The sequence below is a fragment of the Actinokineospora diospyrosa genome (assembly GCF_024171925.1).
Classification (GTDB): Bacteria; Actinomycetota; Actinomycetes; order Mycobacteriales; family Pseudonocardiaceae; genus Actinokineospora; species Actinokineospora diospyrosa.
In genome coordinates, this window is the sequence record NZ_JAMTCO010000007.1 from 25,209 (window position 1) to 39,499 (window position 14,291).

At 70.9% G+C, this 14,291-nt stretch carries 13 protein-coding genes; 8 read left to right on the top strand and 5 right to left on the bottom strand.

Annotation, left to right across the window (positions count from 1 at the left end):
- Positions 1 to 387: 387 nt before the first annotated feature.
- Together LV75_RS13930 and LV75_RS13935 are read right to left on the bottom strand one after the other, a co-directional pair.
- Positions 388 to 1,299 carry an SDR family oxidoreductase gene (locus tag LV75_RS13930; protein ID WP_253887707.1) on the bottom strand — a complete coding sequence of 304 codons (912 nt, stop codon included), beginning with the start codon at positions 1,297 to 1,299 and terminating at the stop codon, positions 388 to 390.
- Between the two features lie 5 nt (positions 1,300 to 1,304).
- Positions 1,305 to 1,901 carry a TetR/AcrR family transcriptional regulator gene (locus tag LV75_RS13935; protein ID WP_253887319.1) on the bottom strand — a complete coding sequence of 199 codons (597 nt, stop codon included), beginning with the start codon at positions 1,899 to 1,901 and terminating at the stop codon, positions 1,305 to 1,307.
- A gap of 251 nt (positions 1,902 to 2,152) precedes the next feature.
- Between LV75_RS13935 and LV75_RS13940 the strand changes: the two genes are divergently transcribed.
- The 8 genes from LV75_RS13940 (at position 2,153) to LV75_RS13975 (ending at position 9,165) form a co-directional block, all read left to right on the top strand.
- Complete coding sequence (locus LV75_RS13940; RefSeq protein ID WP_253887320.1) at positions 2,153 to 3,097, top strand: ABC transporter ATP-binding protein; 945 nt, start codon at positions 2,153 to 2,155, stop codon at positions 3,095 to 3,097.
- Positions 3,098 to 3,101: 4 nt separating this feature from the next.
- Positions 3,102 to 3,869, top strand: coding sequence for a hypothetical protein (locus LV75_RS13945; RefSeq protein ID WP_253887321.1), 768 nt, complete (start codon positions 3,102 to 3,104; stop codon positions 3,867 to 3,869).
- Positions 3,869 to 4,597 (top strand): hypothetical protein, encoded by a 729-nt coding sequence (locus LV75_RS13950; RefSeq protein WP_253887322.1) that lies wholly within the window; start codon positions 3,869 to 3,871, stop codon positions 4,595 to 4,597. The genes LV75_RS13945 and LV75_RS13950 overlap by 1 nt, the downstream gene beginning before the upstream one ends.
- 134 nt (positions 4,598 to 4,731) lie before the next feature.
- The gene (locus tag LV75_RS13955) at positions 4,732 to 5,670 is read left to right on the top strand and encodes an ABC transporter ATP-binding protein (protein ID WP_253887323.1); all 939 of its coding nucleotides are present in this window, start codon (positions 4,732 to 4,734) and stop codon (positions 5,668 to 5,670) included.
- A complete protein-coding gene (locus LV75_RS13960) occupies positions 5,667 to 6,413 on the top strand; it encodes a hypothetical protein (protein WP_253887324.1) in 747 nt (248 codons plus the stop codon). Before LV75_RS13955 ends, LV75_RS13960 begins: the two co-directional genes overlap by 4 nt.
- Positions 6,414 to 6,687: 274 nt before the next feature.
- Positions 6,688 to 7,212: a hypothetical protein gene (locus LV75_RS13965; RefSeq protein WP_253887708.1), complete on the top strand. Its 525-nt coding sequence runs from the start codon at positions 6,688 to 6,690 to the stop codon at positions 7,210 to 7,212.
- Between the two features lie 62 nt (positions 7,213 to 7,274).
- Positions 7,275 to 7,913: a tRNA (guanosine(46)-N7)-methyltransferase TrmB gene (gene trmB, locus LV75_RS13970; RefSeq protein WP_253887709.1), complete on the top strand. Its 639-nt coding sequence runs from the start codon at positions 7,275 to 7,277 to the stop codon at positions 7,911 to 7,913.
- Positions 7,914 to 7,992: 79 nt separating this feature from the next.
- Entirely contained in the window at positions 7,993 to 9,165 is a 1,173-nt protein-coding gene (locus LV75_RS13975; RefSeq protein ID WP_253887325.1) for a nitric oxide synthase oxygenase, read from the top strand.
- Here LV75_RS13975 and LV75_RS13980 read toward each other — a convergent pair.
- From LV75_RS13980 to LV75_RS13990, 3 genes are all read right to left on the bottom strand, one after another.
- Entirely contained in the window at positions 9,162 to 10,748 is a 1,587-nt protein-coding gene (locus LV75_RS13980; protein WP_253887710.1) for a glycosyltransferase family 87 protein, read from the bottom strand. The genes LV75_RS13975 and LV75_RS13980 overlap by 4 nt on opposite strands.
- 612 nt (positions 10,749 to 11,360) lie before the next feature.
- On the bottom strand, positions 11,361 to 13,778 hold the full coding sequence (locus LV75_RS13985) for a transglycosylase domain-containing protein (RefSeq protein ID WP_253887326.1): 2,418 nt from the start codon (positions 13,776 to 13,778) through the stop codon (positions 11,361 to 11,363).
- Positions 13,775 to 14,056 (bottom strand): hypothetical protein, encoded by a 282-nt coding sequence (locus LV75_RS13990; RefSeq protein WP_253887327.1) that lies wholly within the window; start codon positions 14,054 to 14,056, stop codon positions 13,775 to 13,777. The genes LV75_RS13985 and LV75_RS13990 overlap by 4 nt, the downstream gene beginning before the upstream one ends.
- Between the last annotated feature and the right edge of the window lie 235 nt (positions 14,057 to 14,291).

Genomic DNA, 14,291 nt, shown 5'->3' on the forward strand with positions numbered 1-14,291 from the left:
CTGAACCTTCCCCCCTGCTCATCCCCGACCTGCGGTTCGAGTTATCCACAACCCATCCGTGCATCCACAGCTTTTCGCCGACCCCCTCCGCGGGCCCCACACCGGGTAGACTGGCACCGGGGACGCCCCCCGTGGTGTGGTGGGGGCTGGGGTCGCGCGGGGAGGGCCTCCGGCTTGCCGGTTGGGTGCCGGTTGAGCGCCGGTTTTGTGGCTTGAGCTGGGGATTCTGAGCTGGAGTTGGCGGTCTGGCTGCGAGCCCTGGATGACCGACCTGGAGTTGGCGGCCGGGGTTGGTGGCCTGATGTTGGCGTGCCGGGGTTGGCGGGCCCGGGATGACCACCCTGGGGATAGCCGACTTGGAGTTGGCGGGCGGGGAGACGGCCGGGGTCAGCGGTAGGTGGTGGCGTCCACTGTGGTCGGGTCGATGCCGGTCTTGACGACCTCGTCGAACCAGCGGCCCCAGTCGGGTTGGCTGCCGTCGAGGTCGGTGAAGTTGTACTCGCGCATGAGGGTCCAGCTGGCCATGGTGCGCCCGGCGAAGCGGGAGACCTCGGGGTCCGCGGCCAGGGCGGCGATCGCGCGGCCGATGTAGCGGGGTGATTCGGCCAGGATGTAGTTCGGGTCCTTCTTGGTGCCGTCGCGCCAGTTGGACTCGGTTACCTCGAAGTGCTCCAGCATCATCTCCGAACGCAGGAAGCCGGGGGTGACCGACAACCCGGTCGCGCCGTGGGCGGCGAGTTCGGCGCCGAGCCAGCGGCCGATGGCGCGCACGCCGGACTTCACCAGGTAGTACGGGATGCCGACCGGGCCGGGGTAGTCCTCGACGTCGCCGTCGGTCACCTCGACCACCAGGCCGCCGGGCTGGGCGACGACCAGCGGCAGCAGCCGGTGCAGGGTGATCAGGTGGGTGTCGAGGCCGTTGCGCACCACGCCGAGGCCCTTGTCCAAGTCGGACTCCCACCACGGCGTGCCGAACTCGACGAACGGGTCGCCGCCCCAGACGTCGTCGACCAGGACGTCGAGGTGGCCGTGGGTGGCGGCGATGCGGTCCCGCAGTGCGTCCACTTCGGACACCGAGGTGAAGTCGCAGCGGACCGGGATGCCGGTGCCGCCCTCGGCGTCGACCAGTTCGGCCGTTTCCTCGATCGTCTCGGTCCGGCGCATCGGCGACGCGGACTCGCGGGTCGTGCGACCGGTGACGTACACCGTCGCCCCCGCCGCGCCGAGTTCGACGGCGATGCCCCGGCCGCAACCGCGGGTCGCCCCGGTGACCAGGGCGACCTTCCCCTGCAACGTCATCCGCGTCATCCACTACCTCCTCTGCCAGCGCGGCCCCAAGCCCCGAGGACCGCGTCCACGTCTTCACCGAGCCGGTCGGCCAACGTCCCGTGCGGCCGGACCGACCAGTCGATCGAAACCCCGTTGACCAGCGACAACAGCACCCGCACGGCGACCTCCGGGCTGGGCGCGCCCGGAAGCGCCCCGGCGGCCCGGTCGAACGCGCGGGCCAACTCGGCCCGGATCACCTCGAAGTGCGTGCCGAGCTTGGCGCGCAGCACCGGGTCGATCAGGTCGTACCCGAGTTGGCTCAGGTGGTTGGCCGCGGTGTCGGCGTCGCCGAGGGACAGGAAGGTGCCGATCGCGGCGGCCCGCAGCGCGGCGACCGGGTCGGCCGCCGCCTCGGCCATCGAGCGCATGGTGACGGCCACCTCGGCCGTCGCGTTGTCGAAGACCGCCTGCACCAACCGGTCCTTGGAACCGAACCGGGTGGCGACCGTGCCGACCGAGACCTGGGCCGCCGCGGCGACCTGGGCCAGGGTGAACCCCGGCCCGACCCGGCCGATCACCTGGTGCGCCGCGTCGAGGATCCGCTGGTCGGAGATGGTCTTCGGACGCGGCACCCGGTTATTGAACCACGGTTCATTAACCCTGTCACCCATCCGGACCGGGTGGGCGGATCAGGGTCCAGTCAGGGTCGTCACCGATATCCGGACTCTCAGGATCACGAGAGGCTACGCCTGTGAGTTGACCCGACGGGGGGACCACAGGACGACGCGGGAACAGGGTCGCGACGGCCACCCTTGTGGCTATCAAGCGGGGGACGCGCTGCGGGGGCAGGGCGCACACAGCATTCGCTCGAAGGAGAAGCACCATGATCGAGGCAGTCGGCCTCACCAAGAGTTACGGCAAGACGCTCGCCGTCGACAACCTGTCGTTCTCGGTCCCGACCGGGCGGGTGACCGGCTTCCTCGGTCCGAACGGCGCGGGCAAGTCGACCACGATGCGGATGATCCTCGGGTTGGACACCCCGACCGGCGGATCGGCGCTCATCGACGGCAAGCGCTACCGGGACCTGCACCAGCCGCTGCGCACCGTCGGCGCGCTGCTGGACGCCAAGTGGGTCCACCCCAACCGCTCCGCCCGCGCCCACCTGCAGTGGCTGGCGCGGTCCAACCAGCTCCCGGCCAAGCGCGTCGACGAGGTGCTGGAGATCGTCGGTCTCACCGCCGTGGCGAACAAGCGCGCGGGCGGGTTCTCGCTCGGCATGTCCCAGCGGCTCGGCATCGCCGCCGCGCTGCTGGGCGACCCGCAGGTGCTGCTGTTCGACGAACCGGTCAACGGCTTGGACCCCGAGGGCATCCTCTGGATCCGCAAGTTCATGCACCGGCTCGCCGAGGAGGGCCGCACGGTCTTCGTCTCCAGCCACCTGCTGTCGGAGATGGCGCTCACCGCGCAGGAACTGGTGGTGATCGGTCGGGGCAAGCTGATCTCGCAGAGCTCCACTGAGGACTTCGTCGCCCAGGCGACCGAGAACACCGTGCGCGTGCGCGGCCCGCAGCTCGCCGCGTTGCGCTCGGCGCTGGGCCAGGCCGGGGTGTCCATCCGGGACGAGGGCGAGAGCCTGGTCGTGTCCGGGATGGACTGCGCCGACATCGGCGAGCTCGCCGCGCGCACGCAGACCGTGCTGCACGAGCTCAGCCCGCAGCGCGGTTCGCTCGAAGAGGCGTTCATGCAGCTGACCGGCGACTCCGTCGAGTACCACACCGAGATCGCCGACGGCCCCACCCCGGCGACCCTCGTGCCCGCGGGGAAGTGACGACATGACCCTGCTCGCTGTCGAACGGATCAAGCTCTTCACCACCCGCTCGCCGTGGTGGTGCACCCTCATCGCCCTGGTGCTGACCATCGGCTTCGGCGCGCTGATGGCGGGCACCTCCGAGGAGAACATCGCGCCGCTCACCATCGCCGCCACCCAGTTCGGCTACACCTTCGGGCTGGTCGTGGTGATGGTGATGGCCGCGCTGGCGATCACCACCGAGTACCGCTTCTCCACCATCCGGGCCACCTTCCTCGCCGTGCCCAACCGGCCGACCGCGCTCATCGCCAAGGCGACCGTGGTCGCGGTGCTGGCCGCGATCGTCGGTGAGATCGCCGCGTTCGGTTCCTGGGGGATCGCGCGCCTGATGAAGCCCAACGTCGACCTGGCGATCAACACCGCCTACGAGTGGCGCGCGGTGGCGGGCGTCGGCCTGGTCTACGGCATCTCCGCGGTCGTCGCGGTCGCCGTCGGTGTGCTGCTGCGGCACTCCGCGGGCGCCATCGCGGTGCTGCTGATCTGGAACCAGCTGGTCGAGCCGCTGGTGCAGCTCATCCCCAAGGTCGGCGACGACATCCACAAGTGGCTGCCGTTCAACGTGGCCAACAAGCTGATCACCGGCAACCCGGACCCGTCCACGCGCGACGTGCTGCAGGGCCCGCCGCCCTCGGACGCGGTGCTCGGCCCGTGGCCCGCGCTGGCCGCCTTCGCGGGCTTCGCCGTGGTGCTGTTCGGCATCGCGCTCGTGGTCGCCAACCGGAGGGACGCCTGATGACCACCCTGCTCGCGACCGAGCGGATCAAGCTGTTCACCACCCGCTCGCCGTGGTGGTCGGCGTTCCTGGCGCTCGGCCTCACCATCGGCTTCGCCGGTCTCGTCGCGCTCAACCACAACGGCGGCCCGCTGCGCGTGGAGCACAGCCAGTTCGGCATCCAGTTCGGCCTGATGGTCGTCACCGTGATGGCGGCGCTGGCGATCACCACCGAATACCGCTTCGCCACCATCCGGGCCACCTTCCAGGCGGTGCCCAACCGCACCTCGGCGCTGCTGGCCAAGACCACCGTGGTCGCCGTGCTCGCCGCGGTCATCGGTGAGGTCGCCGCGTTCGGTTCGTGGGCCACGGTCAAGGTCATCGACGGCGGCGGTCCGGAGTTGGCGATCACGACCGGCGCGGACTGGCGGATGGTCGCCGGGGCAGGCCTGGTGTTCGGCATCGCCGCGGTCATCGCGGTCGCGGTCGGCACGCTGGTCCGCCAGTCGGCAGGCGCGATCTCGATCCTGCTCATCTGGCCGCTGCTGGTGGAGAACCTGGTGCAGTTGATCCCCGGGGCAGGCGACGACATCCACAACTGGATGCCGTTCACCGTGGCGGGTCGGTTCCTCAACGGGCCGGGCCCGGACGCGCCGCTGAGCGCGTGGGGCTCGCTGTTCTACTTCGCGGCCGTCGCCGCGGTCCTGCTGCTGGCCGCCATCACCGCGGTCAACAAGCGCGACGCCTGACACAGCGGTCCGCCGGTCATTCGGGGAGCGGCGGACCACACCGGGGAACGGGAGCCCTGGTCACCTCGGGGGAGGGGACCAGGGCTCCCGCACGCGGCCTGCGGGCGCGGGGGATTGGTGCCAAGATCGGGCCCATGATCGAGGCGACCGGGCTGACGAAGCACTACGGCCGCACCGTCGCGGTCGACAACTTGTCGTTCACCGTCGGCGAGGGCCGGGTGACCGGGTTCCTCGGCCCGAACGGCGCGGGCAAGTCGACGACGATGCGGATGATCCTCGGCCTCGACAGCCCAACCTCCGGTGACGTGCGCATCGACGGTCAGCACTACCGCGACCTGCACCAGCCGCTGCGCACCGTCGGCGCCCTGCTGGACGCCAAGTGGGTCCACCCCAACCGATCCGCGCGCGCCCACCTGCGCTGGCTGGCCGCCGCGACCAAGCTGCCGCGGTCGCGGATCGACCAGGTGCTCGACCTGGTCGGGCTCGGCGCGGTGGCCAACAAGAACGCGGGCGGCTTCTCCCTCGGCATGTCCCAGCGGCTCGGCATCGCCGCCGCGCTGCTCGGTGACCCGCGGGTGCTGCTGTTCGACGAGCCGGTCAACGGGCTCGACCCCGAGGGCATCCTCTGGATCCGCAAGTTCATGCACCAGCTGGCCGACGAGGGCCGCACCGTCTTCGTCTCCAGCCACCTGCTCTCGGAGATGGCCCAGACCGCGCAGGACCTCGTGGTGATCGGCCGGGGCAAGCTGATCTACCAGGGCACCGTGGACGAGTTCATCGCCAACGCCACCGAGAGCACCGTGCTGGTGCGCAGTCCAACGCTGGAGAAGCTGGGCGAGCACCTGCTCGCGGCTGGCGCGGGCATCAGCGACGACGGCGACGCGCTCCGGGTGTCCGGAATGGACAGTGCGGCGATCGGCGAGCTCGCCGCGACCCGCCAGATCGTGCTGCACGAGCTGAGCCCGCAGGTCGGTTCGCTCGAGCAGGCGTTCATCCACCTGACCGGCGACACCGTCGAGTACCGGACCGAAGAACCGGCGCTGGGCACCACCGAGGAGGGGCCGACGGCATGAGCCTGCTGGAAGCGGAGCGGATCAAGCTGTTCACCACCCGCTCGCCGTGGTGGTGCGGGCTGCTGGCGATCGCGCTGCCGGTCGGGCTCACCGCGCTGATCGCCACCCAGGCGGGCGGCCCGGGGTCGGCCGAGTTCGACGCCAGCGCGACCCAGCTGCTCACCGGGCTCGGCCGCTCGGTGGTGATGGTGATGGCGGCGCTGTCGATCACCAGCGAGTACCGCTTCGGCACCATCCGGGCCACCTTCCAAGCCGTGCCCAACCGCACCTCGGCGCTGCTGGCCAAGACCGCGGTGACCGCGGTCCCCGCCGCGCTCATCGGCGCCGTCGTCGGCTTCGGCAGCTGGGCGGTGTTCCGGCTGATCCACCCGGATCCGGCGCTGGCACTGGATTCCGCGGCCGACTGGCGCGCGGTGGCAGGCCAGCCGCTGGTGTTCGCGATCACCGCGGTGCTCTCGCTCGGCGTCGGGATCCTGATCCGCCAGACCGCGGGTGCCGTCGCCGTGCTGCTGGTGTACTCGCTGCTGGTGGAGGGCCTGGTCGGGCTGATCCCGAAGATCGGCGACGACATCCAGCACTGGATGCCGTTCTTCGCCGCGGACCGGTTCATCGGCGTGCAGGCCGACGCCCCGGGCCTGCAGGAGCTGCCGCTCGGCCCGTGGGGCTACCTGGCCTACTTCGCCGCCATCGCGGTCGCCGTGCTGGCCGCCGGAATCTTGTCGGCTGGACGCCGCGACGCCTGAAGGACTTCCGACCCTGGCGATCTCGCGCGGAGTTTCCTACAACAAGCAGCAGGATTAAGACCACGTTAAGTAGGTGTGAGCCCAACCACACGTTGCGGACTTCGGTCGGCTCCCGGGGTCAGATGGACTCAAGGACCCGTCTCGGAACCCATGGAGGTGGACCTTGACGGTGCTTGACGCCAGCACGGACGACAGCCCGAACGGCAACGCGAGCGGCAGCGCGGCACAGCGGCGGCCCCCGGTGCCCGCCCAACGCGGCCTGCACGTCGAACCGATGATCGGCCTGGAGTGGTCGGAGGCGCTGGAGCAACCCGGCGGACCACCGGCGACGACACCGGCCGACGCGCGCCGGGGGTGGGTGCACCGCGCGCCGGAACCCCAGGTCATCGCGCTCTACCGGGCCGTTGTCGCCGCCGACCCGGCGTTACCCGCGCCGTGGTGGCTGCGCGCGGTCGCCGCCGGTGAGCTCACCTCCCGCCGGGAGGGGTTCGCGGTGGAGGACCGGGTGGCGAAGCTGCTGGACGCCAGACCGGGCTGGGTCTTCGTCCCGTGGGGCGTCGACGGCGACTCCGGGTACTGGGAGTACATGCCGTCCGAGCGCGCGCTGGCCGAACCGGGGATGCCGACCACGCTGGCGCACACGCACCGGCACCCGGGCTGGATCGACGTGATCCAGGTGCACGCGGGCCAGGCACCGCCGTCGATCCGGGTGCACGGTCTCGCCGACCTGCGCGCGAACCTGTCCCGACTGGAGTCCCTGCGACCGGCCAACCGGCCGGATGGCACCCTGGGCGGGTGACACCGACCGACCAGGTGCCCCGCAAGCGCACCATCGTCAGCTTCGTCAACCGCAACGGCCGGATGACGGTGGGGCAAGCCCGCGCCTGGGAGCGGTCCTGGCCCGAGCTGGGCAAGCACGTCGCCGAGCTGCCGAGCGGCCCGCTGGACGCGACGAGCTGGTTCGGCCGCGAAGCGCCCGTGCTGCTGGAGATCGGCTCCGGCATGGGCGAGACGACCTCGCAGCTCGCGCAGGCCGCGCCGGAGCTCAACTACCTGGCGATCGACGTCTACGAGCCGGGCCTCGCGCAGCTGATCCTGCGCGCGGAGGCCATGGAGCTGGCCAACCTGCGGATGTTGCGCGGCGACGCCGTCGTGCTGCTGACCGAGCACATCGCCGCGGGCTCGCTCTCGGCGGTGCGGATCTTCTTCCCCGACCCGTGGCCCAAGAAGAAGCACCACAAGCGGCGGTTGGTGCAGCCGGAGTTCATCTCCCTGATCGCCGAGCGGCTGGCCCCCGGCGGCACGGTGCACCTGGCGACCGACTGGGCCGAGTACGCCGACCAGATGCTCGAGGTGCTCTCCGGGGAGCCGCTGCTGCGCAACCGGTTCGACGGCTGGGCGCCGCGGCCGGACTGGCGCCCGGTCACGAAGTTCGAGGCCAGGGCCCGGGAAGAGGGGCGAATCAGTCGCGACCTCATCTTCGAACGAGTGAATGACTAACGGTCAGTCACATCGCCTCCGGCAGGACCACACGTCCGAGTAGTCGAGGCCACAGGTTTGCGTACCGATATCCAGTGATGTGACCGCCCTGCGCGACGAGCCCGCCCCGACCGCTTCCCGCACCACCGCGCCGACGCCGCTCACCGCGCCCGCCCCACCGAGTCCGGTCGCCGCCTTCACCGGGTCCGTGCCCAACCCGCTGGCGCCCACCGTGATCACCACCCCGGTGGCGCCGCCGGACCAAGGGCCGCCGAACCAGGTGCTGCCGAACCAGGTGCCCGCGGCCCGGTCGAAGGCGACGCCGCTCTACGACGCGGCTGAGCGGTTCCTGCGCGCCTTCCACGAGGCCCGGCCCAAGGCGGGTCCGATCGACGCGCGGCTGGCCAAGGTCCGCGCCGAGATCGCCGCGACCTGCACCTACCGGCACACCCCGGCCGAACTCGCCTACGGCGCCCGGCTCGCGTTGCGCGAGAGCGGCTGGTGCCCGGAGAGCATCCCCTGGCGCGGCCTGCTGGTCCGCGACCTGCGCGAGGTGCGCGCCGCGGCGGACGTCGCCGCCGAGTGCGTGCGGCACCTGCGGATGGCGGCCGGTGGCGGCACGATCCGCCCGGTCGTCAGCGTGTTCGCGCCGGACTCGCCGTGGCGCCCCGGCCCGCGCATCCGCAACGACCAGTTGGTCCGCTACGCGGGCTACCGCGAACCGTCCCATGTGCTCGGTGACCGCAGGTACGTCGACTTCACCACCGGCGTCTGCAAACTCGGCTGGCGCCCGCCGACCCCGCGCGGCCGGTTCGACCTGCTGCCGCTGGTGGTCGAGTCCGGCACCGACGGCGTGCGGCTGTTCCCGATCCCGCGCGACGCCGTGCTGGAAGTCCGGTTGACGCACCCGGAACTGCCGTGGTTCGCCGAGTTGGGCCTGCGCTGGCACGCGGTGCCGGTCATCGCCAACACCCGGCTGCACATCGGCGGCATCGACTACCCGGCCGCGCCTTACAACGGCGTCTACATCTGCCGCGCCATCGGGGAGGACGTGCTCGGCGAGGACGCCGCCTACGGACTGGCCACTGTGGTCGCCGAGCGGCTCGGGCTCGACACCTCCCGCGAGCGCACCCTCTGGCGCGACCGCGCGGCCCTCGAACTCAACCGCGCGGTCCTGCACTCGTTCGACAAGGCGGGCGTCAGCATCGAGCACTCGGCCGAGGTGTACCTGCCCGCGGGCGACCACCAGGACCGCCCGGCGTTCGTCCGCTAAGCGGTCGGCACCGGTTCCCGTTCCGCCGCCGCGTCAGCGGGCGGCGGCGGGGGCGAGGACTTCCTCAACCGGATGACCACCTTGTCCGGCGCGCCCTCGAGCACACCACCGGCCGGGTCGTCGCCGGGGAAGCGGCGGGCCAGGTCGCGCTCCGGGTGGTAGATCTCGCGGATGATCACCACGCAGATGAGCACCACCGCGATGTCGCGCAGCACGACCGTGCCGAGGAACCACTCCTCCGGCAGGCCCTTGTTGCTCTCGCCGAGGTAGTACATCATCCGCGGCGCCCAGACCAGGGCGTCGATGGTCATCCAGGCGAGCAGCAACTTCCACCTGGGCAGCGCGAGGATCGCCAGCGGGACCAGCCACAGGCTGTACTGCGGGCTCCAGACCTTGTTGGTCAGCAGGAACGCGGCCACCACCAGGAACGACAGCTGCGCGACCCGCGGCCGGGTCTTGGCGTGCAGGCCGATGAACGCGATGCCCGCGCAGCACGCCACGAACAGCACGGCGCTGACCAGGTTCAGCCAGGTCGGCGACTCGCCGAAGGGCACCTGGCCGTCGAAGCCCTCCCAGCCGGTGAACTTCATCAGCACGTTGTAGATCGAGTCCGGGTCCGCGCCGCGTTCGGAGTTGCGCCGGAAGAACTCCCACCAGCCCTGCCGGTACTGCTCCGGGATGATCAACCAGGCGTTGCAGATCGCCCACGTGAACGCGGCCAGACCGGCGGTGTTCCACCAGTCGCGCATCCGGCCCGAGCGCAGGCACAGGATCAGCAGCGGACCGAGCAGGAACGCCGGGTAGAGCTTCGCCGCGGCGCCGAGGCCGATGAGGATGCCTGCCACCCCGGTGCGCTTGCGCGACCACGCCAGCAGCGCGGCGGCGGCGAACGCGGTGGCCAGGGTGTCGAAGTTGGTGAACGCGTGCACCGCGACCAGCGGGGACAACGCGATGAAGGCGACGTCCCACGGTCTATGTCGGGCCGTTCGACCCGTGGTCCAGATGGTGATCAGCCACGCGATGGACAGCCACAGCGCGCTGATCGTGAAGTAGATGACCACCGGCAGCGCCGTCGGCAACCACCCCTTGGCGGCGACCTCCATGTAGCCGTGGGTCAGCTTGGCGTTGACCCACTGGAACATGCCGGTGAGCACCGGGTACTCCATGTACCGCAGCTGCTGGGTCGGCTTGCCCTCGTCGTCGTACCAGGACGTCTTGTAGGGGAAGGTGTCCGGTTTGTCCAACCGCTCAGCGGTGTAGAGCGGGACGATGTCCGAGTAGCACATCGCCACGAACGGGCGGTTCGCCCGCCAGTCCAGCTCCAGCTTGTCGCCGGAGTTGTACTGCTGCACGCAGGCGGCCTTGGTGAACCACCCGAGCGCGAGCCCGACCACGGCGAGCAGCAGCGCCACCCGCAGCGGGGTCCAGAACCAGTGCCTGCCGACCACGGCGTGCCTGCCGAGCGGCCCGCCGAGCGGCCCGGTCGCCCCCCTGCCGATCGACTCCGACCAGGACGGGCGCACCCGCTCCTGCTCACTGAGCGTCGCGGTGTCGGCGACCTGGCCGACCCCGGGTACGACCACGACCGGGGACTCGTCCGCAACCGGGGAGTCACCCGCCACCGGGGACCCGGCCGACGGCTCGGTCCCGATCTCAACCGGTCGCTCGGCCTCGTCTGGCCGCTCTGGATCGCCTGGCACGCGGCGATGCTACGGCCTGCCGTGTGCGAACGGGGTAGGGCGGCGGGCAAATAACACCCTGCCGCGCGACCCCGCCCCGGGGTCTCTCGGGGGTCTAACCAGTCACTGTTCCAGCCACCGCCACCACCACCGCTGCGGGCCTGATCCACCCCACCTCCCGCCAACCCCACCTCCTGTTCCTGCTCGATGGGGCGGACTTGTTTTGCGCGGGGGAGCGACACCCGTAGCGTTTCCTCGCGGCAGGGCCAGTCTTTTCGGCCCCTGCTGTGCGGACCTGCCACGGGTGTCGTAGGGGCCCCACGCAAAACAAGTTCGCCCCATCGAGCCAACCGCACCCCCAACCCCGGCACGGACACACATGGACCGCCCACCCCACGCGCCTCGCCACCAGCTCACGTACTTAGCCACCGGCCACACGCTCTGCCGCCGGCCCACGCGCTTTGCCCCCAGAAACGACCCAGGGCCGCAGACCCGGTGGTCTGCGGCCCTGGACCGCTAGTTGTTGCCCGGTAGTGGGACGTCGGTCCCGGTCGGGTTGGGTGGTGTTGGTTTCGTCGGCCGGGTCTTGGTCGTGGTCGCCGACGGGTCCGGGTCGTCCGGGTCGGTGGTCGTGGTGGTCACCGGCGGCGGGACCTCGGTCGTGGTCGTCGGCGGGTTGTTCTCCGTCGGCCGCGGCTTCGACTCGCTGGTCGGGGCGGGCTTCTCCGCCTCGCCGATGGGCACGAACCGGGGGAAGTTCTCCTTCGGCGCGTCCGCGAGGTAGGCGTTCATGAACTTCTGCCAGACCTTGCCGGGCAGCCCGGAGCCGTAGACCGTCTTGCCGCCCGCGTCCTTGAGCGGCGCGCCGCTCTCCGCGCTCAGCGCCACCGCGACCGACACCTGCGGGGTGTAGCCGACCATCCACGCCTTCGCGTTGTCGGCGGTCTCCACGCCCTGCGGGTTGGTGTACTGGTGGGTACCGGTCTTGCCAGCGCACGGCCGGTCCTTGGCGCACTCGATCTTCGAGGACTTCGGGATCGGCAGCAGCGACTCGGTGACGTTGCGGGCGATCTTGGCGTTGTTGTCCGGGTTGTTCGGGTCGAACGCCAGGCTCTCCGCGTACGCGGGCTCGGCGGCCGCCTCCCACGCCGCGCCGCCGTCCGGGTACTCGATCTTGGCGACCAGGTGCGACGGCCTGCGCACCCCGCCGGAGGCGAAGGTCGCGTAGGCCGTGGCCATGTCCCTGGCGCTGACCCGGGTCATGCCACCGCCGATGGCGATGTTGAGGTCGAGCGCCTTGGACAGGTCCGAGGTGATGCCCGCTTCCTTGGCCGCCTCGGCGACACCGGCGGGTTTCACGTCGTTGTAGACCATGTCGCTGAACACCACGTTCAGCGATTCCTTCATCGCCTGCGCGACCGTGCACTCCCCGCAGCCGGGCTTGCTCGCGTTCTTGACGACCTTCGACCCGCCGAAGCTCTTGGGCGTGCTGTCGTACATCTCCTGCAAGCCCTTGCCCAGCTTGAGCAGGCCGACCAGGTCGAACGGCTTGAACGACGACCCGGGTTCCTGCTTGATGTTCGCCCAGTTCGTCCCGTTGGGATCGCTGCCCGGGTAGTAGGCGAGGATCCCGCCGGTCTTCGGGTCGACCGCGACCGTGCCCATGTGCATGTTCGCGGGCTGGTTGGCCATCACCTGGCTGACCGACTCCTCGAGCAGCTGCTGCGCGCGCGGGTCGATGGTCGTGGTGATCTTGTAGCCGTTCTGCTTGAGCCGCGCCTCGTCGTAGCCGAGGTCCTCCAGCTCGGCGGCCACCAGGAACGGGATCTTCGCCCGCGGGCCGGTCAGCGCGGCCTGCTTGTTGGTCTCCGGGTCCAGCGGCGTGGGGAACGCGGCCGACGCCTTCTCCTCCTGCGACATCCAGCCGTTCTTGACCATCTGGTCGGAGACGTAGTCGTAGCGCCGCTGCTGGTACTCCGGCAGCTTCGACTTGGCCGGGGTCTGGATCATGCCCGCCAGCAGCGCCGCCTGCGGGCGGGTGATCTGCCGCAGGTCGTCGACGCCGTAGTAGGCCTTCGCCGCCGCGGCGATGCCGTAGGCGCCGCGACCGAAGTACACCGTGTTGAGGTACGCGGTGATGATGTACTTCTTGTCGTAGGTCTTGTTCATCTTGTAGGCCTTCACGACCTCGACCCACTTGCGGGTGAGCGTGGGGTCGTCGTTGCCGCTGGCCTGCTTGATGTACTGCTGGCTGATCGTCGAGCCACCGCCGCCACCGCCGGTGGCGTTGTTCCACACCGCGCGCATGATGCCGCCGACGTCGAACCCGGAGTTGGTCTCGAAGGTGGCGTCCTCGGCCGCGTAGACGGCGTGCTTGAGGTCGTCGGGGATGTCCTCGGGCTTGAGCATCACCCGGTTCGCGCCGGAACCGGCGATCTTGGACATCTCCTGGCCGTTGTTGTAGAGCAGGGTGACGACCTTGGCCTGGCTGGCCGCGACGTCCTCCGGGTTGTCCACGTCGACGAGCTGGTAGGTGATGAAGAAGGCCAGGATCGGACCGATGATCATCAGGGCCGCGGCGACGTAGATGGTGCGCCGGACCCGCCGCCAGATCTTCTTCTTGCGCATGGCGCGCAGTTCCTCTTCGGTCGGACCGCGGTCCTCGTCCTCGGGTTCGTCGTTGTAGCCCTCTTCGAGCTCGGGCTCGCGGTGGGTGAGCAGCTGCGGCTCGGACCGGACCTGGCCCTGACCGGGCGCCTTGGTCATGAACACCGTCGGCGCCTCACCCGGGCCGGGCCTGCCGATCGCGACCGTCTGGTCGGCGGAGCGGTTCGGGTCGGCACCGCGACCGGGGGTCGCCATCGCCATCGTCGGGTCGGCTGGGCCCGGCCCACCGGGCCTGCGCGGACCGGGGCCGCCCGCGGGGCCCATCATCGCCGTCGCCGCGGGTCCACCAGGTCCACCGGGGCCAGCGGGCCCACCCGGACCACGCTGACCAGGACCTGGGCCGGGCCCACCTGGGCCGGGCCCACCAGGACCGCGACCGCCGGGACCACCGATCGGACCACCGGGCGGCGAACCGCCGGGACCGGGGCGCCCGGGTCCACCGGGACCACGACCGCCCGGGGCACCCGCAGGCGCGGGACCTCCCGGACCGGGGCCCGCTTGGCCGCGGCCAGCCGGTTCCTCGGGGCGGCGGGCACCGCGGTCACCGCGCTGCCCGCCCGCACCGTCCGCCGGGCCGTCGCCGTCGTCCTCCCAGAGCGGGCTCCAGAATCCGGTGCGCTCCTCGGACTGACCGGCGGGTTGCCCCGCCTTGGCGCGGCCCGCGTCCGGGTCGTCGCCGGTCGGCCACTCCGGCTCCGGCCGTCGACGCTGGTCACTGTGGTCGTTCACGAAAAAGCCTCCCAGACCGGCGCCCCTGGGCGGGACGTCGTTCGGTGGTCA

Bases quoted from the DNA above. Each gene is read 5' to 3' on its own strand.
- LV75_RS13930 (WP_253887707.1), bottom strand. From the start codon at position 1,299: ATGACGTTGCAGGGGAAGGTCGCCCTGGTCACCGGGGCGACCCGCGGT.
- LV75_RS13940 (WP_253887320.1), top strand. From the start codon at position 2,153: ATGATCGAGGCAGTCGGCCTCACCAAGAGTTACGGCAAGACGCTCGCC.
- LV75_RS13945 (WP_253887321.1), top strand. From the start codon at position 3,102: ATGACCCTGCTCGCTGTCGAACGGATCAAGCTCTTCACCACCCGCTCG.
- LV75_RS13950 (WP_253887322.1), top strand. From the start codon at position 3,869: ATGACCACCCTGCTCGCGACCGAGCGGATCAAGCTGTTCACCACCCGC.
- LV75_RS13955 (WP_253887323.1), top strand. From the start codon at position 4,732: ATGATCGAGGCGACCGGGCTGACGAAGCACTACGGCCGCACCGTCGCG.
- LV75_RS13960 (WP_253887324.1), top strand. From the start codon at position 5,667: ATGAGCCTGCTGGAAGCGGAGCGGATCAAGCTGTTCACCACCCGCTCG.
- LV75_RS13965 (WP_253887708.1), top strand. From the start codon at position 6,688: ATGATCGGCCTGGAGTGGTCGGAGGCGCTGGAGCAACCCGGCGGACCA.
- trmB (WP_253887709.1), top strand. From the start codon at position 7,275: ATGACGGTGGGGCAAGCCCGCGCCTGGGAGCGGTCCTGGCCCGAGCTG.
- LV75_RS13985 (WP_253887326.1), bottom strand. From the start codon at position 13,778: ATGATGGGCCCCGCGGGCGGCCCCGGTCCGCGCAGGCCCGGTGGGCCG.